Here is a 24,898-nt window from a genome sequence, read left to right as displayed (position 1 = left end):
AATCTCGAACTCGTAGACAAGAATTGGAAGTCCACGCTCTCGCGTGCCCAGTCCGATGTGAAGACGTTCGAGGGTCAGGCGCAGCGCAGCACCAAGGCCGCGGGCACCGGGTTCGAGCAGGCCGGTGGCAAGGTTCTGCAGTTCACCGGCAACGTGAAGAACGCCGGTACCGCGGCCGCCGGTGCGAGCTCCGGACTCGCCACCGCGGCAAGCGCCGCGAAGTCCACCGCGGGCGAGATGACCGGGCTGCAGACCGCCACCCAGCAGGCGGTCTCGACGCTGACCGGATCCGGCACCGCGGGAGTCTCCGCCGGCGGCGGACTGACCGCGTCGGGACGCGCGGCCGGCGGCGCATCGAGGAACATGAGCGACTTCGCTCAGTCGGCTGCCGCGGCCGCTACAGCGATGAACAGCGCGGGCGACGCCACCAGCTCGGTCACATCTCAGTGGGAGAAGGCCGAACAGCAAGCGGCGCAGACCGGTTCGTCGTTCGGCGATCTCGTGGCCACCACGGTCGGCGTCTCGGCCGGACTCGAATCGGCTGCCGACGATGCCGACGTCGCCGAGGGTGGTGTCTCCGACCTCTCGCAGGCTGCCGATCGAGCGAAAGAAGCTCTCGGCGCAATGGGCCTCGCCGCCTCGGCTACGGGCCTGCTGGCGTTCTTCCAGGAATCGGTCATGGCTGCATCGGATCTCGACGAATCCATGAACGCCATCGACACTATTTTCGGCACCGCGAACGGCACGATCTACACCTTCGCGGAGGGCGCGGGCAAGGCCATCGGCATGACCGAGCTCTCCGCGCGCGAGGCCGCGGCGACGTTCGGCACCTACGGAAAGCAGGCCAACCTCGCAGCGGAGGAGAACGCGAAGTTCTCGGTCCAGATGGCCACGCTCGCAGGCGATATGGCCAGCTTCAAGAACACCAGCCCCGAGCAGGCGATCCAGGCCATCGGCGCGGCATTCCGCGGCGAGTCGGACCCAATCGAGGCCTACGGCGTCATCATGAACGAGACGATTCTCAAGACCCGAGCCATGAAGATGGGTCTGATCGAGAACACCTCCGAAGCGCTTGAACCGGCTATTCGAGTCCAGGTCGCCTACGCCGAGGTGCTCGCCCAAACGTCCTACATGCAAGGCGATTTCGAGAAGACGTCCGGCTCGCTGTCGAACCGACTCAAGACACTCAAGGCAATGTTCGAGGAGCAGTCGGTCGCCGTCGGCAACAAGCTCATGCCGGCCGCTCAGGCGCTCGTGTCGCTGCTGTCCGGACCGGGCATCGCGGCGCTGTCCGGAACCGCTGACGTCGTCGGATTCCTCGCTGACGGCGTCGGAGCGCTCGCCACCTTCCTCGCAGGCCTGCCCGCACCGATCCAGGCTGCAATCGGCGCGCTCGTCGCCCTCAAGCTCGCCTCCATGCTGGCCGGTAGCCAGATCGGGCAGAGTCTCGTGGCGCGCATCGGTCAAGGCCGCGCCGCCATCATGGGACTGGGCACCACCACCGCCTCGACGGTCGGTGCGATGCGCACCCAGTTCGGGTACCTGCAGCAGGCCACGCGAAACGCCAACGGCGGCGTGACGACGCTCGGCAGCACCATGCGCAATGTCGGCACGATGGGCATGTCGGCCTTCCGCGCCGGTGCAGGCTCGCTCGTGAGCTTCCTCGGTGGACCCTGGGGCGTCGCCTTCGCAGCCGCTGCCGCAGGCATGGCCATCTGGATGCAGCAGAGCGCCAGCGCCAAGCGCTACGCCGAAGACCTCAAGGTCTCGGTCGTCGACACCGCAACAGCGATCGAGACCAGTGGCGGTCGGTTCTCCGCACAGGGACAGCAGGCCGCTGCCGCAGCCCTGGAGACGATCAAGCTCCGCGACGGATCGAAGACCCTCGGCGACGCGCTCGACGACGTCGGTGTGTCTGCCAATGATGCCGCGCGCGGACTCGCGGGCAATGCCGACGCACTCAAGAAGACGCGGACCGAGCTCGAAGCGATCCACGAGTCCGAGAAGGAAGACCTGAGCTGGCTCGAAAAGCGTTGGCAGGAACTCTCTGGCGCATTCACCGGCGAGTTTCAGGACCGCCAGAAGTGGAACGGCAGCGAGTGGGTCACCGACTACGAGACCGAAACCAGCAAGACACTCGAGACGCTCGATGACACAGCGGCCGCGATCAAGGCGAAGCAGGAATCGATCCGCGACGAGATGAACGCCGGAGCTGCTCCGGTCGCCTGGGCCGACGCCGGGGTCGACGAGATCTCGGCCATGACCGAGGCCATGACCGACTTCGACGACGCTGCAGGCAACGCAGCCAAGCAGGTCGACACCCTCGCGAAGGCTCTCTCCGGACTCAAGGAGGGACGACTGGCACTGCCCGAGGCAGAGCAGGCCGTCAACGACTCCACGCGCGACTTGGAAGGCCTCAAGGGCACTCTCGGCAACGTCGGAGTCGACGACCGCGGCAATATCGACACCAAGACCGAAGCCGGTTCGAAGGCGCAGGACGCCGTGTCGTCCTACGCGGACAGCTACAACCAGCTCGCCGCGGCGATGTACACCGTCACCAACTCCAGCTCCGCCGTCGAAGCAGCACTCGCGCCGCAGTACCAGGAGTTCCTCCGCGTTGCCGAAGGCATGGGTCTCACGCGTGCACAGGCGGAAGCCGTTGCGACGCAGATGAACATGCTTCCGAAGAACGTCGCGATGAACCTCGACACCAAGAGCATGGAGAACGCCCTTCGGATCTCCGAGCTGCTCGGCGATGCCATCGTCGGCATGCCCGACTCGAAGACGATCGAGGTCACCTCACTGACCGACGACGCCCGAAAGGGACTCGAGGAAGCCGGATTCCTGATCACCGAGCTGCCCGACAAGAAGGGCTTCACGCTCGAAGCCAACACCGTTCCCGCGCAGCAGGCACTCGACGCCGCTCGCGGAGTCATCGACGGGTTCCCTCCGGTGGTCCCGATCACGGTCGACGCCCCGGGCGCACAGACGGTCCTCGACAAGCTGCGCGAGGTCGGAGTCGAGACGACGATCAACAACGACAAGAACATCGTCATCACCGACAACTCGCCGGAGACAATCCAGAAACTCGCAGCGGTGGGCGCGAAGGTCATCGAACTGCCCGACGGCTCGTTCGCGATCTCGGACAACACCGACGTCGTCCGGGCCCGCGTAGACGGCCTCAACGGCCTCAACACGAGCTCGACGCACGTCGTCACAGTCGAGGAGCGTCGGAGTCGCATGCAGTTCGGCATGGACGACGCGGCGTACGCCAGCCTGCAGGCACAGGTCGCGGCCAACGCGAACGGCAACATCATTCGCGCGTACGCCGCCGGCGGACTCTCTCCCATGTCCGGACGGGACGCGAAGGTCGTGCCTCCGAACACCTGGCGCGTCGTCGGCGACCGGCAGCAGAACGACGAGTTCTTCATCCCCGACACCGACCAGCGGCAACACGTCGCAATCGGCGCCGAATGGGCCCGACGTCGAGGCCTCGCGCTCGTCGACGCGAAGAGCGCGCGTGAGCGCTACGGCCTGACCGCGTTCGCCAACGGCGGCGTCAACCCGGGCTTCGGCGGCTACAGCGGCCCGGACCGGTCCGACTCGATGAAGCCTCGCAACCTCTACGAAGCCGCGTCGCTCGGCATCGGCATGGGCTTCGCGGCGCTCTCCGGAGCGAGCGGACTGATCGGCATGGCGCAGTCCGGCCAGTGGGATCTCGGCCAGCTCGTCAAGCCCGAGTTCGACACGAGCTCGAACACGATTCCCGGCGGCGAGGCGATCATCGGCGCGCTCAATCAGCTCGTCGAGCAACAGCAGGAGATGATCAAAACGCTGCAGGCGGGTGGATTGGTGCAGGCCAAGATCGATCTCGATACCAATTCCGGCGCAGCCGATCTGGCGCTGATGAAGGCCGGCTTCGCGTGACCCCGATCGAGTACGAGCTGACCGGCGTCGACGGCTCGTCATGGCCGTTCGGAGGCCTCGGACACCCGACCGCGCGTATGCGCATCGTGGAGCTCGACGGGCTCGGCGGGGCGGAGTTCACGCACGCGGACGTCCAAAACGTCGACGAGCACGGCGTGACGTGGAACGCGACGATGTACGACCCGAACTTCATCACCATGTTTCTGCGCTCGCAGCTCTTCCCGGGCGACCTCGCCGTCGAAGTCGAGAAGGCATTTCGTCGAGCAATCGGCAACGGCAAGGATCTGGGCCGGTTCACCGCGCGCTCCCGTCTCTCCGACGGCACGATCGAGGAACGCTTTCAGCTCTGGCGCAAGGCCAAGCTGCTCCCCAGCCCGAACTACACGCGCACTCACTACCTCGGTTGCTTCGAGTACGAGGGCGTCATGCTGCGATCGGACGAGTCCTGGTGGCGCACCCTGCCGTACGAGCGCACCTTCACTGCCTCGCAGTTCGCCGGGGCCACTGTCGTGAACGTCTCCGACGAGCGCGTGTGGGCGTACTACGAGCTCACCGGGCCGATCACCAACCCCACGCTCGGACTCGACGGCGAGGCCGTCGCACTACCGAGCATCGGCGCGGGCCAGAAGTGGACGATCGAGACCGATCCGGATTGGTTCGAGATCCGCGATCACCTCGGCGTCGAGCGGTCCGCGATCGGCCGGCGCTGGTACAAGCGAGCTCCGGCCAGCGACCGGAACAATCCCGTTCCCGTTCCCGTGACGATCACCGGATCCGGGACCAGTAGCGCGACCCGCCTGAAAGTCGTTCTTCCACAGCTCTACTACGAGGCGGCATGAGCCTCCCGGGTTGGGCGCGGCCGAACACCGTCGACGTCGACATACTCAACATCGAGCTCGGCACGCGCTCCGGATCGATCATCGAGTGGACACCGCTCGGCTCGTACACCCAGGCCGAGATCATGTACCACTGGTACCTCCCGGGCACCATCAGCTTCGAGCTCAAGCCGGGTCACCGACTCATTCCACGTCTACGCGCACTGCGGCGCAGAGCGATTCACATTCGCGTGATCCGCAACGGCATCCCATGGACCGGGCGTCTGATGACGCACAACACGTCCGGCAATCCGCGCAACCCGACGATCCGCTTCACCGGGGTGGACTACAAGTTCTGGCTGCAGCGCGGTCTCGCCTGGGTCAATTCCATGTTCCCTCCGGAGTTCCAGATCGGCCTCACCGGCAAGCAGGACGTCATGTTCGGCAACCCGGATTTCGTGCTCAAGTACTTCGGCACGAAGACGTGGGTGCGAACGCGCCGGCCGATCTGCGCGGCGATGCCGCTGCACACAGTGACCAGTGACTATCCGGACCTCGCGTCGTTCAACTCGCTCGATTCGCTGCTCGATCTGGTCGGCAACGCGATCGAGGAGCTCGCCGTGATCTCGATGCGCTTCACCCAGCTCAACGACGGATTCTCGCTCACCCGCGATCGCCTCGATTTCGGGTGGACGCTGGACCTCTGGGACGGAGTCGGTCCGTCACCGAAGGTGTTCAACGCCACCACGCTCTCGCAGCTGCAATCGATCCTCGACGTCACGAGCGACAACTTCCTGAACTTCACCAACCCGAACAACTACCTCGGCCTGACCGATCCGAGCAGTTGGGGTCGGATGCCCAGGGCCGGTTACGTCTTCGACACCGTCGCCAAGCAGGACAAGCGTCAGGTGCAGTGGAGCACCGACGGCACTCAGGTGCTCGACATGAACTACGACAGCTCGCACGCGACCGCGACGCGGGCTGTGGTCGGCGGCAAGGCACCCGAGATCTTGAACCAAGTGATCGAGTGGGGTGCCAACTTCGCGATTCAGTTGCTGCTCAACGCAATTGCTCCCGGTCTCGGTCTCGGCCTGGTCGTCGGAGACCTGTTCGACAACATCTTTTTCGCCTACCAGCAGTTCATCGACTACGACCTCGAAGCGGAGATCGGAATCGACGACGCGTTCGCCGACATCTTCGCCGACAACACTGCCGCGTACAGCCTCGACGCGTACGCCACAGCTCAGGGTGCGCTCAAAGAGCATTCCGGCAGCGAGGCAATAGAACTCACCGTCCAGTCGGGCGGTGCAGATGGTCGCGGCATGAGCTTCGGAGTCGACAACGGATCCGGACGCCGCTACCAGCTCGGTCACATTCACACCTTCTACGACCAGGGAACCACGATCGAGCAATACATCTCGAGCGTGACCGTGACCGACAAGCGCGACGGCCGCATTCTCGAAAAGCCGATCCTCGGCGAGGGCAACCGCATTCGCGGTGCCTACGAACGGCTCGTCGTCGGGCAACAGAGCCTCGTGAGCTACTCGCGCGGCAACTCCAACAGCGTCTAGGAGGCGTGATGTCATTCAGAACTGTCTACGGGAACGACTGGTCGGAGAACGGTTGGCGCATGTGCAACCGGGACGAGTGCGTGACCGTCGATACCGCCCCGTACATGGACACAGCTCCGCTCCGGAAGGGTGCACCGGCGATCATCCTCGGAGCGTTCGCGGGCGTGCTGCATCGGACGGTCCGCAACTTCACCTCGCCCGTCTGGGGGTGGTCGAGAGACAACCTGGTGAAGAACTCGAACCACCTGGCGGGCACCTCGTTTGATGCGTGGGCACCGATCAGGCCGTGGGGCATGAGAACCATGCCGCGCAACGAGATCGACGCTGTCAATCGAGCACTGGACGCCTTTCCGGAAGTGTTCTGGGGTGCCGCGTGGGGCAAGCCCGACGAGATGCATTTCCAGATGCGCTACCGCGAGGGCGACCCCCGCAACGACGCCGCGGTCCGACGCATCACCGATGCTGGTGTTCCGCAGCTCCCACCCGCTCCGGCACCCCCGAGCGGACGTCCGACGATTCTTCGCGGCTCGACTGGCGAGACGGTGCAGTTCCTCCAGCAGTTCCTCAATCGGGTGTACCCGGCGTACTCACGTCTCACCGTCGACGGCGATTTCGGTCCCGCAACCGAGTCGGTCGTCCGCAACTTCCAGTCGCGCCGAGGCCTCGCCGTCGACGGCATCGTAGGGCCCGCCACCTGGAAGGCGCTCGGCCTGTGAACTACCGCTGGCCATTCCTCGCTGCAGCGGTGATCCTCTCGGCCGGCGCGGCCGCGATCGCCTACGTCCTCGCCGTCGACATTCAGTCCGACGCCGAGACCCTCACCGAAAAGTCCTGAACACCAACACGAAAGAGAAAACCATCATGCCCACATTCCTCGACCGCGTTCGGTCCACCATTCCAGCATCGGCGCGCGAGCGCTGGTACGTCATCTCCGGTGTCATAGTCACCCTGTTGGTCGGCCTCAAGGTGCTCGACCAGGCAACCGCCGCAGCGTGGTCCTCGGTCGTCGTGGCGACGATCACCCTCGCGTTTGCGCTGCTCTACTCGACGTCGCCGTGGCGGACCGCCCTGTATGGCCTTCTCCTGGCAGTGCAGGGCATCGCGCAGCTGTACGGCATCCTGAACGGCTCACTGTGGGCCGCGATCATCGCCCTGGCCGCAACCCTGCTCGGTACCGCGACGGCTGCCGCGAAGACGCCCACCACCATCGACGGTGAAGTCGTCTCGGTCACCGACACCGAGTACTGATGCCCCAACCCGACGATCGCCCGACCCGTGCCAACTCACGGAGATGATCACGATGGCACACCCGAAGGCGGTGAGTAGTGGACGAGAAATTCATGGCGAGACTGTTTGCCGCCGTGGCGATCATCGTGTTGCTCGGATGGACGGTCGGGGTCGTGCTGGCCCCGATCTTCTCCGAGGGATACCGACCGGCCCCGGAGATCAACATCGTCGTGATGGCCATCGTGGGCATCTTCGGAACCCTGTACAACAAGGCGAAAAACCCGAAGGACGGTGACGAGGAATGAGCGCATTCGTTGGGTCGGTTGCAGGGTTCGTTCTGGGATTGCTTGTCGGGCAGTTCATCAGGTTTCGCCGGGTCGAGATCGAAGGACGAGCCCTGCTCAAGCCGGAGCTCGACACCCGCCCATTTAGGTCGCGAGTACTCAACCTCGCGCTCGTGATCATGTTCGTGGTCTCGCTCGGAATGACGGTCTGGTCGACGTACACACAGCGCGAGTGCAACGGCCGTTACCAGGGCTCGCTCAAGAACAACGCGGCCATCGGCACGCAGGACCGAGCACTCGAAGTCCGAGACGACGACCTCCGCGACGCCCGAGACAACGCGGAGGATTACCTGTTCGAGGAACTGTTCGGCGGTGGCGACGTCTCGCGGGAGCAGGAGCGTGAGGCCCTGCAGCGATATCGAAACGCCGTCGCCGGCAACGACGCCGAGCGCGCCGTCCTGAACGCCGAACGGCACGATCTCGAGCAGCAGCGTCGGGACAACCCCTACCCGGAAGCTCGCTGCTGACATGGCATTCCGCCTACCGAGCCGCACCCCGCAGGGTGATCCGGACAATCAGGTCGACGTTCCGAAGTGGCTGCTCAGTCACGTCGCGGGTGCGATCCTGGACGGGCTCGACGGGATCTCGTTCGGAATCTTCAACCTCGACGACCTGGCCGACGAGCTGCGCGGTACGAAAACCGTTGCGAGCAACGCGAACACGAACGCGAACACGGCGATCAGCATCGTCACCACGGTGCAGCAGCAGGTCACTGCGTTCGATGTGAAGACGAACCGGCCGAGTGGGGCGACGATCACCCCGCTCGGCTATTCGTCGTTTGCGCGGGACCGGCTGGACATGCTCCCGGCGGATCGGACCGGATCCACCAACGCCGGTGACTCCGGTTCTCACTCGCACACAATGCCTATGACTCGCGAACCGGGTAAGGCTTTCACCAACACGACGATCATCAGCTTCGCGCGCATCACCGCCGATGACGCGATCAAACTGATGTACTTCTTCGCCAAGGGATCCCCGACATCGCTGGTCGCGCGGTTCTACCGCATGAACACGGCCGGTGACCTGGTCGAATTGCTCGGCACTTCTGGCGATCTGGCCGCAAACATCCTCTCGACGTACTCGACGCAGTTGGTGACATTTCCGGACGAATCGCTGTTCCAGGCGGGCGAATACGTTGCGATGGCGCTCACCGTTCAAGGGACGGTGACGGTTGCGGGAGTCGAAAGGTTCGCTCCGTCACCGCTACCCGGCTTCCACCCGATCAAGGATGGAGCGGTGCTGGCGACCACCTCGCCCGGTTCCACCGTCTCTCAGTCGGCCATGGACTTCACCTCCGGCTGGATCACCTACATGGAGGCCTCGCGGTCGATCGGCCAAGAGTCGGTCAAACGCGCTCTGCAGGATCTCTACGACCGCCCGAACGGACTCGGTCTCGGATCCATGTACTCGGTGATGGGCGCAGGCAGCGGGTTGGGCATCGCGTCGAACGCCGCGGCGTGGACGACGACGAACGACGGGTATGCGCACGCTCTGCACACGACGCCGTTGACGACGACGAAGACGCACGGCCGAATGACCGTCGGATCGGTCAATCCCAGTGCGAGCGAGCGTTTCGCGGGCGCGGTCATGCGCTCGAATGCGAACCGCACGTCGTGGGGTGGCCTGTTCTACGACAACAACGAGTACTCGGTCATCAAAGGCACCGGGCCCAACACGTTCTCGAAGTTGCTCACGTTGCCGGTGACACCGGCAACGGGTGATGTGCTCGAGTGGGAGCTTCGCGACGCTCAGTGGATCGTCGAGCTCAACGGTTCCGGGGTGATCAATCAGGACTTCCCGACCATCGCGTACGGCCCGACGAACCTCTACGAAGGCGTCTACCTGAGCCGCAGCAGCTTCCAATCCAGCGGCAGCATCGCCGATTGGTTGGCCAACGACATCTCCGACGTCGAGACCCCCGTCGCAGCATGAATGGAGAGCAATGACCGTACTCAGTGACCCGGTGAAGAACCTGGCCAAGATCGCAGACTTCGACGGCTCGGGATACCTGGAGGTGTGGACGAGCGTGCGCGACGGTGGTGCAGACGGCATCCTGACCGACACACCCGTGCACACTGCGATCACGTCGGCCGGCATCACGACGCCGGATCTCATCCCGGGGCCCGCCCACTTCCGGCTCAAGCTCGGCGCGATGCGCAAGTCGATCGAAGGGCGCATCGTCATACCGGACACCGCGACGGCCCGGGTCATGGACGTCATCGCGGCCGCGATCCTGATTCCGGAGGACACTCCGGCCGATCTGATTGCCCGGGCCACGGAGGCCTACTTCGCGACGAATCCCGGGATCACGTTCGTCGAGGACTCCGCCCGCCCGGGGCTGTTCTACCTCTCGAACGAGGTGCCCGAGCCGAATCCGGACGGGGCACTGGCGGCCGCGAGCAGCTACTACAAGAGCGCGGCGCTCGCCTCCGGAACGACCCGGCTCAAGCTGCTCACCCTCGGCGACTCGACCAACGACGGTTTCGGTGCTCCGGGTGGCCCGAGCTCGTGGGCGAAGGTCTGGCCGCAGCGCCTCGCCGAGCTGCTCCGCACACAGCTCGGTCGTCCCGCCGGCGGTCTCGGATGGATTCCGCCATCGCCGCCCGTTGGACCGGGCAGCTACTCGTTCAACACGGCACAGCAATTGCCCGCCGGACGCAGCCTCGACGCACTGAACGTACCGACCTTCCAAACCGGCATCCCCGGGTCGCTATGGCTGCAGCGTGGCCACGCCAGCAACGCGGACGAAGTCCTCTACACACTCTCGGCCGGGGCGACGGCGGTCGACGTTCTCACCACCGGCTACAGCGGCAACATGGTCATCACTGCCGCCAATGCCGGGTCTTCGATCACCAAGTCCTCGGTCGGTGACCGTGTCATCACCAGGATCACCAATCCCGGTGCGACCTTGTCGATTCGAGGCGATGTCGGGGTCGGTCTTGCGATCCTCGGCATCATCGAGCACGTCGGCGACGAAGGTGCCGGCGTCACGCAGGTCAATCTGTCGCAGGCCTCGGTCCGCGCCTTCGAGGTCGCGGGATGGCTGACGGGGTCCGACAAGTCGACCCTGCCCCTCATCGCCGCATACAACCCGCACGTCGCCCTGATCACGCTCGGCTCGAACGACAAGAGCACCGGCCGCACACAGGCCGAGATGTCCTCGGCGATGACGACGATTGTCGATCGACTCCGATCCACTTCGGCCCAGATGGAACTCGTGTTCATCGTTCGGCCGGATTCGGACTCGGCCTGGACCGCATACGGCAACAACATCGTCTCGACCGCTGCGACGCTCGGCGTCCGCTCGCTCGATCTACGCGGCCAGCTCACCAGCTCCAGCCTGTACGTCGCAGACGGCGTCCACTTCAACGAGGCCGGCAACGCCGCCATGGCCGAACTGGTCCTCGACTACATGAAAGTAGGTGCCTGACATGGCGCGAGCGTTCGTGACCACCGGTCCGGATTCCACACTGCCCGTCGACGTCCAGAAGAAACTCCCGGTCACAGTCGGCCCGACTGCGCCGACCGCACCCGGCGAGTACGCGTGGGTCGAGACCGACGGCAACGGCAACTTCATCGACCTACACACAGGAGAGAACTGACATGCCGAGCGTCTTCCAGAACCTCGAAGCAAGCAACGCCGCGATCGCAGCCGCGATCGCCGAGCGCGATGCCGTGGCATCCGCCAATGCGAAGGGAATTCCCGCACTCGGCGTCCGACGAGACACAGACGGCGCGGTCCCGGCAGACGGCGACTGGACTGCCCTCCAGACCGACGAAGCCGGACGACTCAAGGTCGCCGGAATGACCGCCTCGTTCCCGGCCACCGTCGGCAATCTCGCGGCCGTCAACGACGTCGTTGTCGTCGACGTCTCGCGCGCATCGAACATCGTCTTTCACGTCAAGAACACCGGGACCGCAGCGATGGCCGCGGGCGTGTGTGCATTCGAGGCATCACTGGACTCGACGAACGGCATAGACGGGACGTGGTTCTCGATCCTCGCCGCGCGCACCAACGCCAGCACGGTCGAGTCGGCCACGCCCGCACTGGCACTCGCTGTTGGCGTCGGCAGCGGGTACGCCTGGGAAGCCTCGGTCAACGCGTACAAGTACGTGCGTGTCCGGTGCACCACGGCCGTCACCGCAAACTCGATCGCCACCTGGACACTCATTCGCGGCGCATATGCCACCGAGCCTGCGCCAGCGATCCAGACGCACCCCGTCTCGCAGTCCGGAGTCTTCACCACCACGCCGGTCACGCCGAGCCAGTACCTGCTCACCACAGCCGCGACGACGAATGCCGCAGTGGTGAAGGCCTCCGGCGGAAACCTCTTCGAGATGAGCTGCTTCAATCCGTCGGCTTCGGCGGTGTTCTGGAAGATCTACAACAAGGCCTCTGCGCCCACCGTGGGTACGGACGTACCGATCCTCACAATCCCCGTCGCTGCCGGTGCGCTCGCACAGCTCCAGTTCGGCGCTCTCGGCAAGCGCCTCGGCACCGGTATCGCCTCCGCTCTCACCGCAGCCGCGGCCGCGACCGACACCGCAGTTATCGCGGCCGGAATCCAGCTCTCGGCCAGCTTCACCTGAGCCCCCTCGCTACACAACCACCCCCGAAAGGTTCACTCGTATGCCCGAACTCGTCACACCGCACTGGGTCAACCGTCTCGTCCGCCGGGACGAACGCGAGATCCGCATCGCCGTACTATCCGACTCCCAGGCCGAAGGCTTCGCGGCCGGATACGCATACGGCGTACCCGACGTCCGCAAGACCTGGCCGGCACTGCTCGCCGAGGACTTCGCGCGCAAGGCCGGAGTACGTGCGAGCCTGTGGCTGCAGGCCGACACCCCGAACGCCGACCACTGGAACTACAACTTCCGACCCACCTCGTTCGACGGCTCGACCACCGCAGACCGCACTGGCGACACCAACGGCGTCCCGGGCTCGGTCTGGCTCAACGAGAACAACACTGCAGGACAGACGAAGTCGCTGACCTGGGAGCTCCGTGACACCTACGCGATCGACGTCTTCCTCGGTGGCTACCCCGAATACGGCACCGGGGCAGTCACGATCTCGCTCACCCTCGGCGACAACACGCTCGTGCACCACACGGTCACGCCGACGACCCATGTCGAGGTGTTCTCGTACACCGACGCCAAGGGGATCGCATCGGTGAAGGTCCACAACGCCGTGAACGGAATCCAGGTGCTCGGCGTACTGGAACGCCAGACCAGCGGCGACGACATCGACGACCGCACCGGGATCGAGGTCTACAACTTCGGATTCGCCGGCAAGCCCGCGGCGGACTTCGCGCAGTACACCGACATCGGCCTCGGCACCGTCCTGCCCGAGCTGCTCGCCGCGCTCGCACCCGATCTGGTGATCATCGCGCTCGGTGGTAACGACGCGGAACAGGGCCGCACTGCGGCGCAGCTCGAAGCCGACCTCGTCACCATCGCCTCCAACGTCAACGCCCAGACGCCGGACTCGGAATTCCTGTTCGTGGCAATGGAGTACGACTACTCGGCCGCGACGCCGCCGATCGCCTGGGCCGACTACCGAACGGCGATCGCCAACGCAGCGAGCACCGCGGCCGGCAGCCTTGTCGTCGACACCCAGTACACGACGCCTCCGGGCGGCGAAGGACTGTTCGTCGGAGACGGCGTGCACTTCACACTCTCCGGAGCGCGGTCGGTCTCCGACGCAATCAGCCCCGTCCTGTGGCCGCGTTGATCTAGGATCGATCGCAGCGTCCCCCCGGCGCACGAAAACCGCCCCACCTCGCTATCTCCGAGGTGGGGCGGTTTTCGCGTTTCAGGAACGGTTTCGCGCGGCCCGACTGGCAGGCGAGTCGGGTAGAGCGACTGGCGCTTTCCGCGGCTGCGGCGTGCCGAACTTCCTGCCGGCCGCATTCACGCTCGCGATGAACTCGCGGATCTTCTCTTCCTTGCGGGCGGGAGCGGCGTAGGTGATCACCCGGCCGTCGCGGAGAGTCACGGCAACGTACATGCGCGACATGTCCTTTTTGGCCATGCCGCCGATGACGGCACCGAGTGGACCGAGCAGCAGCCCGCCCGCCACGACGCGCGTCGCGGTCACCCGACTGGCGATCGTCGACCCGGGCTCGTACGTCGCGGTCGCGTCGGCCACCGGGTACGACTTCCCGTCCAGCTTGACGGTGTCGCCGTACAGCTGGCAGTGCCCCGTCACCATCACGTCGAGCTGATGCTTGTCCGCCCAGTCACCGAATCCCATGCCCGGTGTTGTACCAGATCAGGCAGCGGCGCTCTCCTGTTCCCGTGACATCTTCCAGCTGCCCGCGAGGTCGGGTACCGACGACTTGTGATTCTTCACATCGGCCGGCCACAGCGGGACCGGCTTGCACAGCTCGTGCTCCTCGGCCACCGGCGCCGATTTTCTCGACAGCAGCACCACGAGGTGCGTCGTCGCGAGCAGCAGGATCGGCGGCACCGCGGCGATGGCAATGGCGATCGGGCCCGAGTCCCACACGTGAGCGACGTTCCCGGAGATCGAGAGCGCGGCCGACAGCGCGAGCAGCGACCAGGCGAAGGCCTTGCCTTCATCCAGGGCGACGACAGCAAGGGTTGCGCCGAGCACTGTCGCGTCGACGATCAGCGGAACGATCCAGGCCAACGACGCGGGCACCTCGTTGTGCGCGGCCAGGTCTGCGAGCGCGGTGAAGGACAGGATGGACGAGCCGGTGGCCACCAGTACCGCGACAGCGACAGCGACGTTATGGGCAGTGATGCGAGGTCGGGTCATGGTTATCTCCTGAGTTCAGGCAGCGTGACGGGTGAGTCCGAGTCCCGCTCCGGAGGCAGCCCGGCGGAGCGAGTCTTCTGGGACGTAGGTGTAGATCTGGGTAGTGGTCACCGAGGCGTGACCGAGCAGCTCCTGCGTTGCTCGGATGTCGCGTTCGACGGAATAGACGAGGCTGGCGTACCGATGGCGGAGGCTGTGGGCCGTCCACCCGTCGGCCATGGCGCGCGAGACGAGCTTTCCGACGTAGCTGGCCGACAAGTGCCCGTCGATCTGACCGGGGAAGAACCAGCCGCGGGGGAGTAGGCGCAGGGTGGCGGCGAGCTCGTCATCGATGGGGATGATCCGCTCGTGCCCGCCTTTGCCGATGACTCGGAGCTGCCATCCGTGCAGGTCACGCTCGATCTGATTGGTGTGCAGTCGGCTGCATTCACCGCGCCGGATACCGGTGAACACGAGCATGAGCAGCATCAGCTTCACACGCGGATCGACGGTGTCCAGGGCGTCCTCGACGACGTCGTTGGGTGCCGGCCGCGGCCGAGCTCGCGGGATCTTGACGGGTTCGAGCTCGTGCGCCGGGTCGACGGTGATGTGACCTCGCGCTTGAGCCCAGCGGAAGAAGACTCGCAGGCTCGATCGGTAGCTGCGCCGTGTCTCCGCTTTCCAATCGTGGCGGGCCATCCAGCTGATGATGTGCTGATCCGTCATCATCCAGGGATGTACGTCGGGGTGGTCGTGGGCCAGTCGACGAAGGTGGTACGTGCGGGTGTATCGCGTCTCGGCCGACTTCCCGGCCGCACGCAACCACTCGTCCCACGACAGGATCGCTTGTGCCCAAACATGATTCACAATGAGCATCTTCATGCCGGACATAGGTACAGGGCGCGCGACAGATAGCGGGCGGAATGACTTGTTCGTAACCATCTCTATCCCTCAACGTGACGTTGAGTTGTGAAGTGACACAAACTCGATCCGCGGTTCTTGCACGCCTGTACCAATCCGAACATGCCCGCGATCATGCCGGAATCGAATCGGGCATCGAAAAGCGCCGCTTCGCTCCGATGCTGGTCACAGGGGCTATGTCCCTTAACCAGCGGGTCCGGGGTTCGAATCCCTGATGGCGCACACCGAAACACCCCGTCACCAGCGTAAAGCTGGAGGCGGGGTGTTTTGCTTTTGCGGGGTTTCGCCCCAACTCATCACTTACTCATCACTTTGAGGGCAAAGTGATGAGTTGCTCGTTCCGTTCCTGCTAGGAGCTCCGCGCGACCCATGAAGGTCGTCTTCGCGCCTGCGGTCCGTTTACGGTCTCGAAATTTCAAGGACAGATCGGTTCCAGGTTGCGGCGAGCCGGATCGGTCCCGCCTGCCGAGATCTGGCCAGAATTGCCGATGATGGGGCCAGGCCCAACTGTCCACGCGACCGGCTCAGCCGGACCTCGATGCACGGGGAGGCCTAAGCCTTAGGCGCAAACTTGTTCAGCGCGTCGCTCATGTCTGGGGCCAAGGTCACTCGCTGGATGTAGTGCGCCTCGGTGACCCTCGTATTGGCGTGTCCCAGCTGAACCTGAGCTGCTTCGACCCCGTAAGTCTCCTTCACCAGAGTGGCCACGGTCTTTCTGAGGGTGTGAGGAGTTACCCAGTCGAAGTTGTCGCCGCGTGCAGCTCGCCACGATCTCCGAACGTTCGCCGGCGACACCCAATTGCCGGTGCCCGTCACGAACAGCGCGTTCTCCGGGTTCTGAAACGTTGGCATAGCGCGCCTACGTCGGAGTGCTGTGACTGCGAACGGCGGGAGCACCACGGTAAGCGGAGGTGCATCACCCTTTCGGAAGTTCTGACGGAAGAGGCGTTCGCCGGCCGCTCGCGGAACAACAAGAGTTGCGCTGAATGTGACGGTCGGGATCGGCGAGTCCAGATCGACTTGGTCCCACTTCAAAGCCAAGAGCTCACCGATGCGAGCACCTGTGGCGATCAGGAGCATAAGAATGTCCTCGAGATCGGCACCGGGTCGTTGTCCGAGCTTCGGCCGTACGACCCCATATTCGTCGACGGTCTGGTGGCGAGAGTAGTTCTGCACGCGTTCGCGCAATTCGTCGAGCTCGTCGGGAGTCAGCGCGCGGACCGCGGACTTCTTTGGGGTCGGTCTCGGCGTATCGCGAACTGGATTGTGGCTGAGGAAGTCGAACCGTACGGCGATACCGAGCATGCCGGACATCACGATCCGCGACATCCGAGCGCCACTCATGGTCCTCTCTCCGATCGAATTGATCAAAGAGTCAACCTTCCCTGCCGTCATCTCACGGATGAAGACCTCGCCTACAGCTGCCGCGCAGTAGGCGTTCCATGCTTGCCTGTAGCCCGTTATTGTCTGCGGCGAAACAGTTTTCGCCTTCTGCGCTATCCAATAGCTGAACAGCTCCGACATCGTGGACGTCTTGCTCAGTTCAGCACGCTGAGAAGGATGGGGTGGTTCGCGGTTGGCAACTTTTTCCTGAAGCTTCCGCCGCGCTTCGGCTGCGGTTTTTCCACGAGCTTCGACCAGTCGTCGCTTACCGTCCTGATCTCTGATGCGAACGCGCGCCACGCTGACGCCACCCGACGTCGTGGTCGAGATTCGACCCCACTCGCCAAGTTTAAAGGGGTCCCTAGCCATCTAGTTCGTCTCCGACCGCCATTCCTAGTTCGGTCATCTTGTGAAACAGGTCCTCCGACCGCCTGCGCGCATCCTCGTAGGCCATTTGCATGGTTTCGATGTGCTCCGCTGATTCGCTCTTCGACAAACCGTTGCGCAGTTGAACTCGCGCGCGCCGCATCGTCTGTAGCGACTGGAGCCATTCGCGTGTGATGCCGACACGGTCGTTTCGAGGGTCGAACTGCTCACGTACCCACATCCCGACCGACTCTTCGGTGTTGGTTTCGGTCCAGTCTGGCGACGGCTTCATGAGACCTGCTTCGCCGCTGAACCATCGAAGAGCGTCGTGCGATTCTTGCTCAAGCCCAGGAAGGATCTCGACCGGGCCTTTGGGTAAGTCAGGGTAGAGAAGTTGAGCCGGCGATACGCCGAGTGCTGCTGCCAAGACAAGCAATTCGGGAACATCGATGCTCTTCTTGCGCCCTGTCTCCAGATCGGCGACCACCGAACGCGAGATCCCGAATCCGATATCGACGGTGCGATCCGCAAGCTTCGCCGCTGACAGTGCCGAGTGCTCCTTGCCTCGGAGCCGCCGAACTTCGCCGGCGACGCGGGCCACTAGTTGTTCAGCCCAAGACTGTGTCATAAGCACGCAGTCTAGCCGATTTTTCGCATGTGTTGTGGCAACGCTACTGAATTGCTACGTTGTGGTGGAACCACATGGACGGGACTCAATCGAGTAAGCGATTGTGGTTTTGCTACACAGAATGCGGAAAGGAAACACCATGTCTCGACGGTTGTATTCGGTCCAGGAAGCGATGGCTCGGACGGGTCTCGGACGCTCCAACCTGTTCAACAAGCTTGCGGCCGGTGAGATTCGCAGTGTCAAGGTCGGTAAGCGCCGACTGATTCCCGACACGGCCATTGACGAATACATCGTCGGACTGGAGGAAGCGGCACGCGTCAGCTCGGGCGTTGCCTGACATGCCTCTCACCGCAGACGCGTACGAACTAGAGACGCCCCCGGCAAATTCCGGTGTTACGAGCACCGGTGCCGAGGGCGTCCTCGAAATCCCCACCTTGCAGGAAGGAGCTTCGCCCTCGGATACTAATCGGTCCTGATGCGCCTCACAAGGCGTTTTGCCGCACTCATGACCTCGCTGTGCTTCGAGTTGTTGTCGACGTGAAGCGAGGATGAGTGGAGGCTGGGTTTACCCATGTGTCGGTGAATCCATCTGCGTACACACTGTTTACGCGATCGTCTGCGTCACGCCGTACTCCTGCGTGGGTCCCGCGTGCCGTTGAAGATCGCCCGCAGTCGTTGTTGCAGCGTCGTTTTCTGGCAGAGCCCGACGAACAACCAGCCTGCCGCCGGCCTGTGCACCCTTTGTAAATCCTCGGAGACCGGCCCCGAGGCACCACCAGCTCGACTGATCATCGTACGGGTGGCGATACCGATTAGCCGCGCGCCTACCGAGGCGCGGGGCTATCGGGCGTGGAGCGGACAACGTGGGGGCGGAAATTGGCTCAGGGGCCATGGGGGGTCCGGACCGGACGGAACGAACGAAGTCCCTTGTCTGTCCTACGTCACCACTATGGAGGTACCAATTGAGTTCTCGACCCATCTGCAATGCTGACATCACTGAGTTGCCTGGCGCGGCGAACCATCATTCAGACCTCGATCGTTCAGTCCGTGCCGCTCTCTTGTTCTTGTCCGTTGTGCACGTCGATTCCCCGAAGATCAGACCAGAGCAACACATTTGGCTGCTCGGACGCCAGCGCAGAAGTTCGCCGGTGCAGGCCGCTCCCGTTAGCGGTTCGGCGGCGTTGCCCGCCGGTCCCATACCTGAATTACCCGCAAAGAGTGCCTCAGATGACTCGCTGGCGACGGATGTCATACGTCCTGCGGTGGTCACACCTCCCATGCACACAAGGGATGTCACTCACACTCGGGATGTATTGGTAGTAAATGCTTCTCATGCCCCTATGGCGCGCATTTAGCCAATGGCACGCGAATCACGCCTCGTGCCCCTTACCTGCAATACATCTAACACTTCTACGGGGCACGCCACATCCCTCGTTTCCAAGGCGTGCATGACATCCCATTCCCGCTATACCCCCAGTTCGTCCCATTCATCCATGGAAAGTGAGACCCACCATGCCCGCTGACATCTTTGCGTTCTGCAACCAGAAGGGCGGAGTGGGCAAGACCACCACCGTCTTTCACCTCGCCTACGCCGTTGCACAAGCGGGGAAGCGAGCACTCGTTATCGACGTGGATCCGCAAGGCAACGCCAGCACAGTCCTGACCAGAACCGGGCTAGAGAGCGACGATGTCGGTGTCGCCGACGTACTCGCCGAGTCATCGAACGCGACCATCGCCGATGCTGTCGTCCCCACCATCTGGCATGGCGTAGACCTGGTACCCACGTCACCGGGAAACGAGTCCCTGGCCTATGTCCGCGATCAATTGGTCGTCGCCGGTGCCGGCCGGGAACGGCGGCTTCGCGACGCAATCGACGTCGTACGAGGCGTGTACGACGTGATCCTCATCGATTGCCCACCTAGCCTCGATCTGCTGACTATCAACGCGCTTGTGGCTGCGCGCGCCGCCGTTGTGGTGACTCAGTCCGCGCTGTTCTCAGCCAATGGACTCGCGCGATTGCTGCGCACCATCGATGCAGTCAAGCGCAGCTACAACCCGGACCTCGACATGCTCGGTGCGATCGTCAACCTTCACGAGATCGCGACGATCAGCGGCCGAGAACAATTGATCGAGATCGCCGCGAGCATCAACATCCTCGGTGACGCCGTTCCCAAACGGGTTGTCATCAAAGACTCGATGGAGGCCCAAACCAGCCTGGTCGACTGGGGGACCACACAGTCTCGCAGCCTGTCGACGATCTATCGCGACACTCTTGCGCTGCTCACGAAGGGACGCCTGTGATGGCCCGGCCCGAACGTATGAAGAGCGCACTCGCCGGATCGAGCCCGGTCGATCCGCCGGAGAACTCGCGGCAGCCCCACGACACCGTTTCGTCGGCCGAGACCGGTGCGCAACCGTCGCCGGACAACGCAAAACAGAAGCGGTCGTATTACCTCTACCAGTCCACCGTCGACGATCTTCTCAACGCAGCCGAAGCGCTCTCCGCAACGCCCGGCGCGCCGCGGGGCCCGTCGGATCTCGTCAATGCGGCAATCGAAAACTACTTGGAGTTGTTGCGCAACAGATTCAACGACGGTGCGCCGTTCCCGCAACGAACGGGCCCTCTCGCACGAGGACCGAGAATCCGATGAGCCGATCACACTCCGCGGCAACCCCGTTGACAACGAAGCCGTCAGACGTCGTTGCGCTCCATCCAGCGATCTTGCAGTGGGCCCTCGCAACGGCCGTTGCGCTGACAGTAGGCATTGCCGGGGCGTCCTTCTGGCTCAGTTTCGCTGTGTTGCGTGATCTCGCGGTGATGGCTGGGATAGGTCCCGGCGAGGCGTGGGTGATTCCAGTGGTGTTGGACGGCGCAATTGTCTCGACAACAGTGACAGCCATTGCGCTGTCGAATCACACGGACAACCGCACGATCAAGGGCCGTCGCTTCGTCGTCACGATCTTGCGTGTTGCCGCATCGGCGTCGATTGCGGGTAACTCGTACCATGCAGTGTTGAGTGCGACCTTGCTTCCGGCCGTAGTCTCTGCGGGTATCGCCACCATTGCACCTATTGCGCTCCTCGCTATGACCGAAGTGCTGGCCGTCATACTTCGTGCGCCCCGTGGGACCGTCAGGGCGGAATTTGCTCCAAGTGCTGCGACAGGACAACCGGATTGGGCAGATGCTGAGTTCGCCCATCAAGGCCGGAACTTGAGTGCGGATGAGCCAGAAGGCGAGGACGGCTCCTGTGGAGAACAGGTCGACACGGCGGACTCGCCCCGACTGCAAGTAGACGACCTCGCACCGGAAGTTGAAGAGACAGCGCGGCTTCGACACGCACACCGCGAATGGTCGTGGGCACGAATCGGTAGAGAAACGGACGGCTCCGTTGCATCGACCGCGATGCGCCGATATCGGAAGTGGGAAGAAGTCACCGCAGGGATCGTCGATGGCCACCAGGACGGGCAATCCGAGTTTGGTGACAAGCCAGCCAGCGAGCGTGACCGCATATCCGCAGGATAGAAGTGCTACCGCGACATCGAGCCTGGTTGCTTTCCGTCGCTCCCGCGCAATCACCCCAGGCTGTTGATGGCTGGGAGGTGGTCGCGCCCGGATGGCTCAGTCTGCGTCGAGGCACGCGCTGCCCTGGGACCACCTCCGGCGGTCTCCGGATAGAGCTCCGCTGCGCTCGCACAGCAGAAAGAACAATTTCCTTCGCACATCTGGCTCCGATCGAGCATGCAACACCCTGACCCGTCTTACCCAACCCTGACTCCGCGTTGCTCCGGCCCGATGGGCTCCGAAAACTTTTCAAAGCGCCTGCGGCTGAAAACTTTCCGGATCAGGGCCAGGACGACGGTCCAGTGCGCCGCCTTCTCTCCTTCGAGCCAGATGACGGCGAAAGAAATTGGCAGAGCGAAAGGGCCGGGGGAGCCGGTCCCGAACCAGAAAGAGAGCCCGACATGCCGCAGAATACTTCCAGCACAGGACGACGGACCACCGCCGCGCACAACGCCCGGGCCACCGGAATCGTCACTCACACAACCGTCCTGGTCTCCGGACCTCAACAGGCCACTATCACCGCTACCTGCGCAGCCACCGACGAAGCGCAGATGATCGTCGCACTGGGTCACGTCATGATGACCTTTCGCAGCGCCGAAACAGTATCCGCAGTCATCACCGGATTTGCCACCGTCCGGGCCGCACTCGCCGGAGCCGATGGACAAGCCCCTCACCCCGCGCAACCAGGCGCTGAATTCGGGGCCGCCGCGATCTCTGTCCTGTGGCTCGATAGCCCCGAACACACCGCAGTGCCGCACCACCGCTACAGCTCCGAACAACGTCGCACCATCCATTGGGTAGACCTGCACATGGGACCTGTGACTTGGCGCATCACCGACCGCATCGGGTACGACACATTGATGGCCGAACTCCGACGCGTTCACCGTGCTGCCGTCGGAGTATTTCTCGACGGCGGCCGCTACCGCCGCGACCCCGCCAAACTCCTAGATGTCTTCGACGACGTCTAATACCACACGTTCGGCCCCAACCCCGGGGCCGAACGTCGTTTATCCACAGGCTGACTCGACACGACAGTTATCCACACCCTCGCCTAATCAGTCTCCGCAGCGAACGCCTTGTTCCGGACCTCGTGTGACGCTCGACAACAAGCAGCTGGCGGGCACGAGCGACAAGGAACCAACGATGATCACCTGGACAGTCACCACACACCCCGAAGACGATCCCGAAATCCTTACCGCAACCGGAGCAGAACCCAGCCTCGAAGGTGCGAAACGCGCCGCCGCCGATGCCGTCCGCTCCGCCCTCCTCGACGCACGCGAGCACGCATCGTCCGGCAACGGAACCCCGCCGTCCTACCTCGTCACACTCGATGGAGCCTGTGCCCTCATCATCGGACTCGGAACCTGCAGGCCCGGGAACTACAACGCCGTCCTCGACAGCCTCGAGCAGTTCGACGGCACCGCACCACCGAACCTGCTCTACATCTGACCCGCACCTCTGCAATGACGATGAACTCGGTAGACAACCACAGCGCCATCGGAGTACCGAATCCAGTTCTCCCGCCACTGACCCCGCAAAAAGAAACGAGGTGAACAGATGACCCCGTTGAGAGCAGTCGAACCCGCCGACGACGATCACGCTGATCTGACGGACCATCCGGAGACGGCGCCGGAAGCACTGGCGATCTGCGCAACGATGTGGTTGCAGGACACCGACGAGGCCGCCCGCGTCGCAGCGACATTGCAGGCTAACGATTTCCATGATCCCGTCTACCGCGAGCTGTACGGCATCGTGCAGGACCTGATCATTGACAACCTCCCACACGACCCCGCGAGTGTTCTGGGCGTCCTCGTCCGGTCGGGTGCCAGCGGACACCGCGGTGCACGGCTGCGTCGAACACTGACCGACGTCACCGCAGCGAACGCATGCGGAGCATCGGCGACCGACTACGCCGGCATGGTCCTGTCGGAAAGCTACCGACGTAGTTTTTTCGACGCTGGGATCAGAATTCAGCAGCTCGCCGAGGAAGCGCCGGAAGAATTCCTGTTCGACCAGCTCGTCGAAATTGGAAGGGCGCAACGTGAAGCGACGAACCGCCTGAACGCCTTCCGCAGCGGCAGCGCACAGTGACGGCGCGGGGAGAGACAGAGTCGGGCGATGAGCGGCGTCGAGCTGCCCTCGCTTCTGTCGGGTTCGCCGCCGACGATGTCGCGCATCTAGATACTGACGAAGTCGAGGACCTCGACGCCGGTAGTGAGATAGCTGAAGCGCTCGCAGCCGGCAAGACGCTCAGCGAGGTCGCGCGGTCCATTGGTTACACCGAGGCAGTCGCCTCAGATCTTCTGGGCAAGTTCCGAGAGCTCCGCGAGAGTCTCGCGGCGCGCAACCAAATTCCTCTGTTCTGAGCAACATTCAACGAACACCTCGCATTGCCGCCATGACCCGAAAAGGCCAACACCATGAACTTCATCCGCATCGACACCGACCGAGGGACCCTCTACGGGCCGTCCTTCGCCGGGACGCTGACGCACTTTTTCGGGCAGAATCAGTACGTCGAATGGGAATGCCACCAGCTGACCGCCGGATACTCCGGTGGGCGGTGCACCGTGTCAACCGCGATCCGAGTGCATCACCGCGGACAGTGGATTGTCGCAGCCAGGTCCTTCGGCTCCCGCACCGTCGATGCGATCCCCGAGTGCGCATTGCGCTTCGGATCGAGTTTCGCTACCGCACCGTTCGATGCACCCGAGTTGCCTCGCTGGGTATACGAGTGGGCGTATGACCTACTGACCTGACAGGCACGCTGCAGCTCGGCCGTTCCACACCAGATGCGGTTTAGCACAAGCGCTACGACGCTGAAAAGGTGCAGACACGTGCGCCGAGGCAACGTTCGGCCCACGCCGCAAGCTCGGCCACGTGCCGGAGCTGTGACGGGGTGTCGGAAGCAGCTGCGCAACGCGCCGTGAATCCACCACACTAAGGAACCGGGCCCGTGCCAGCACAAGCCTGGATCACCCCTCGTCGGGGTATCGACGTGACCAAACCCCTCGTCTCGGCCATTGTTGTCGAATCCGGGTCTCGCGAAACCGCGGAGCGGGAAACAGTGTACGACGGTATTGATGAGCTATTGGCACCGCTCGCTCAGCTCGGAACCCTGGAACCAGAAGTCTGGCGAATAATTTACCTCTACCAGAACAACCCAGAAACGAAGGGAAACTTCGCCGCCGTGAGCCGCCGGCTCGGGATAACTTCGCCCACGGTCGCAAGGCGATACGACAGGCACTCCGCTCTGGTGAACAAGGCCACCGCTAAGAACGCGGCCGAACATAGGCAACAGCTGGCCGAGCTGGAACCAGAACACGACGACAGAGACCGCAGCTACGAATCGACGGCTGGAGCTCCCGAGCTCACAAACGCGAAGTGACAGTGT

28 protein-coding genes are annotated in these 24,898 nt (G+C 63.6%); 23 read left to right on the top strand and 5 right to left on the bottom strand.

Features of this window, described 5'->3' with window-relative positions:
- Positions 1–57: 57 nt before the first annotated feature.
- The 13 genes from CH274_RS15395 (at position 58) to CH274_RS15345 (ending at position 13,618) form a co-directional block, all read left to right on the top strand.
- Positions 58–3,927, top strand: coding sequence for a hypothetical protein (locus tag CH274_RS15395; protein WP_094657950.1), 3,870 nt, complete (start codon positions 58–60; stop codon positions 3,925–3,927).
- Positions 3,924–4,766 carry a hypothetical protein gene (locus CH274_RS15390; RefSeq protein ID WP_094657949.1) on the top strand — a complete coding sequence of 281 codons (843 nt, stop codon included), beginning with the start codon at positions 3,924–3,926 and terminating at the stop codon, positions 4,764–4,766. The genes CH274_RS15395 and CH274_RS15390 overlap by 4 nt, the downstream gene beginning before the upstream one ends.
- Positions 4,763–6,313 (top strand): Gp37-like protein, encoded by a 1,551-nt coding sequence (locus CH274_RS15385; protein ID WP_094657948.1) that lies wholly within the window; start codon positions 4,763–4,765, stop codon positions 6,311–6,313. Before CH274_RS15390 ends, CH274_RS15385 begins: the two co-directional genes overlap by 4 nt.
- A gap of 8 nt (positions 6,314–6,321) precedes the next feature.
- Positions 6,322–7,029: a peptidoglycan-binding protein gene (locus tag CH274_RS29705; protein WP_094657947.1), complete on the top strand. Its 708-nt coding sequence runs from the start codon at positions 6,322–6,324 to the stop codon at positions 7,027–7,029.
- Positions 7,026–7,148, top strand: a complete 123-nt coding sequence (locus CH274_RS29700) for a hypothetical protein (protein WP_256993589.1) — start codon at positions 7,026–7,028, stop codon at positions 7,146–7,148. The genes CH274_RS29705 and CH274_RS29700 overlap by 4 nt, the downstream gene beginning before the upstream one ends.
- A gap of 26 nt (positions 7,149–7,174) precedes the next feature.
- Complete coding sequence (locus CH274_RS15375) at positions 7,175–7,561, top strand: phage holin (protein WP_094657946.1); 387 nt, start codon at positions 7,175–7,177, stop codon at positions 7,559–7,561.
- A 92-nt stretch (positions 7,562–7,653) separates the two neighbouring features.
- The gene (locus tag CH274_RS15370) at positions 7,654–7,845 is read left to right on the top strand and encodes a hypothetical protein (protein ID WP_143546580.1); all 192 of its coding nucleotides are present in this window, start codon (positions 7,654–7,656) and stop codon (positions 7,843–7,845) included.
- Complete coding sequence (locus tag CH274_RS15365; protein WP_094657944.1) at positions 7,842–8,351, top strand: hypothetical protein; 510 nt, start codon at positions 7,842–7,844, stop codon at positions 8,349–8,351. Before CH274_RS15370 ends, CH274_RS15365 begins: the two co-directional genes overlap by 4 nt.
- 1 nt (position 8,352) lies before the next feature.
- On the top strand, positions 8,353–9,816 hold the full coding sequence (locus tag CH274_RS15360; protein WP_094657943.1) for a hypothetical protein: 1,464 nt from the start codon (positions 8,353–8,355) through the stop codon (positions 9,814–9,816).
- 10 nt (positions 9,817–9,826) lie between these two features.
- Complete coding sequence (locus CH274_RS15355; protein WP_094657942.1) at positions 9,827–11,314, top strand: SGNH/GDSL hydrolase family protein; 1,488 nt, start codon at positions 9,827–9,829, stop codon at positions 11,312–11,314.
- A 1-nt stretch (position 11,315) separates the two neighbouring features.
- Positions 11,316–11,486, top strand: a complete 171-nt coding sequence (locus CH274_RS29235; RefSeq protein WP_179275761.1) for a hypothetical protein — start codon at positions 11,316–11,318, stop codon at positions 11,484–11,486.
- Position 11,487: 1 nt separating this feature from the next.
- Positions 11,488–12,474, top strand: a complete 987-nt coding sequence (locus tag CH274_RS15350) for a hypothetical protein (protein ID WP_094657941.1) — start codon at positions 11,488–11,490, stop codon at positions 12,472–12,474.
- A 40-nt stretch (positions 12,475–12,514) separates the two neighbouring features.
- Entirely contained in the window at positions 12,515–13,618 is a 1,104-nt protein-coding gene (locus CH274_RS15345) for an SGNH/GDSL hydrolase family protein (protein ID WP_094657940.1), read from the top strand.
- An 81-nt stretch (positions 13,619–13,699) separates the two neighbouring features.
- Here CH274_RS15345 and CH274_RS15340 read toward each other — a convergent pair whose 3' ends face one another.
- The 5 genes from CH274_RS15340 to CH274_RS15320 form a co-directional block, all read right to left on the bottom strand.
- A complete protein-coding gene (locus tag CH274_RS15340; RefSeq protein WP_094657939.1) occupies positions 13,700–14,140 on the bottom strand; it encodes a hypothetical protein in 441 nt (146 codons plus the stop codon).
- A gap of 18 nt (positions 14,141–14,158) precedes the next feature.
- Positions 14,159–14,668 (bottom strand): DUF2637 domain-containing protein, encoded by a 510-nt coding sequence (locus CH274_RS15335; RefSeq protein WP_094657938.1) that lies wholly within the window; start codon positions 14,666–14,668, stop codon positions 14,159–14,161.
- 15 nt (positions 14,669–14,683) lie between these two features.
- Entirely contained in the window at positions 14,684–15,529 is an 846-nt protein-coding gene (locus CH274_RS15330) for a tyrosine-type recombinase/integrase (RefSeq protein WP_179275760.1), read from the bottom strand.
- Positions 15,530–16,120: 591 nt separating this feature from the next.
- Positions 16,121–17,251, bottom strand: a complete 1,131-nt coding sequence (locus tag CH274_RS15325; protein ID WP_179275759.1) for a tyrosine-type recombinase/integrase — start codon at positions 17,249–17,251, stop codon at positions 16,121–16,123.
- 61 nt (positions 17,252–17,312) lie between these two features.
- Positions 17,313–17,945 carry a helix-turn-helix domain-containing protein gene (locus CH274_RS15320; protein WP_094657935.1) on the bottom strand — a complete coding sequence of 211 codons (633 nt, stop codon included), beginning with the start codon at positions 17,943–17,945 and terminating at the stop codon, positions 17,313–17,315.
- Between the two features lie 139 nt (positions 17,946–18,084).
- Between CH274_RS15320 and CH274_RS15315 the strand changes: the two genes are divergently transcribed.
- The 10 genes from CH274_RS15315 (at position 18,085) to CH274_RS15270 (ending at position 24,892) form a co-directional block, all read left to right on the top strand.
- On the top strand, positions 18,085–18,282 hold the full coding sequence (locus CH274_RS15315) for an excisionase family DNA-binding protein (RefSeq protein ID WP_032368532.1): 198 nt from the start codon (positions 18,085–18,087) through the stop codon (positions 18,280–18,282).
- Between the two features lie 1,175 nt (positions 18,283–19,457).
- On the top strand, positions 19,458–20,246 hold the full coding sequence (locus CH274_RS15310) for a ParA family protein (protein WP_094657934.1): 789 nt from the start codon (positions 19,458–19,460) through the stop codon (positions 20,244–20,246).
- Entirely contained in the window at positions 20,246–20,596 is a 351-nt protein-coding gene (locus CH274_RS15305; RefSeq protein WP_094657933.1) for a hypothetical protein, read from the top strand. The genes CH274_RS15310 and CH274_RS15305 overlap by 1 nt, the downstream gene beginning before the upstream one ends.
- A 71-nt stretch (positions 20,597–20,667) precedes the next feature.
- Positions 20,668–21,468, top strand: a complete 801-nt coding sequence (locus CH274_RS15300; RefSeq protein WP_256993588.1) for a DUF2637 domain-containing protein — start codon at positions 20,668–20,670, stop codon at positions 21,466–21,468.
- Positions 21,469–21,908: 440 nt separating this feature from the next.
- Positions 21,909–22,475: a hypothetical protein gene (locus CH274_RS15295; RefSeq protein WP_179275758.1), complete on the top strand. Its 567-nt coding sequence runs from the start codon at positions 21,909–21,911 to the stop codon at positions 22,473–22,475.
- A 175-nt stretch (positions 22,476–22,650) separates the two neighbouring features.
- Positions 22,651–22,956: a hypothetical protein gene (locus CH274_RS15290; RefSeq protein WP_094658056.1), complete on the top strand. Its 306-nt coding sequence runs from the start codon at positions 22,651–22,653 to the stop codon at positions 22,954–22,956.
- A 108-nt stretch (positions 22,957–23,064) separates the two neighbouring features.
- Positions 23,065–23,598 (top strand): DnaB-like helicase N-terminal domain-containing protein, encoded by a 534-nt coding sequence (locus CH274_RS15285; RefSeq protein WP_094657930.1) that lies wholly within the window; start codon positions 23,065–23,067, stop codon positions 23,596–23,598.
- A complete protein-coding gene (locus tag CH274_RS15280; protein WP_094657929.1) occupies positions 23,595–23,873 on the top strand; it encodes an urea amidohydrolase in 279 nt (92 codons plus the stop codon). The genes CH274_RS15285 and CH274_RS15280 overlap by 4 nt, the downstream gene beginning before the upstream one ends.
- A gap of 54 nt (positions 23,874–23,927) precedes the next feature.
- A complete protein-coding gene (locus CH274_RS15275) occupies positions 23,928–24,263 on the top strand; it encodes a hypothetical protein (RefSeq protein ID WP_094657928.1) in 336 nt (111 codons plus the stop codon).
- Between the two features lie 239 nt (positions 24,264–24,502).
- Entirely contained in the window at positions 24,503–24,892 is a 390-nt protein-coding gene (locus CH274_RS15270) for a hypothetical protein (protein WP_094657927.1), read from the top strand.
- The last annotated feature ends 6 nt before the right edge of the window (positions 24,893–24,898 follow it).

This window comes from Rhodococcus sp. 06-418-5 (assembly GCF_002258285.1).
GTDB lineage: Bacteria > Actinomycetota > Actinomycetes > Mycobacteriales > Mycobacteriaceae > Rhodococcoides.
Note: the sequence above shows the minus strand (reverse complement) of the source record. Positions and strands in the feature narration are given on the sequence as shown.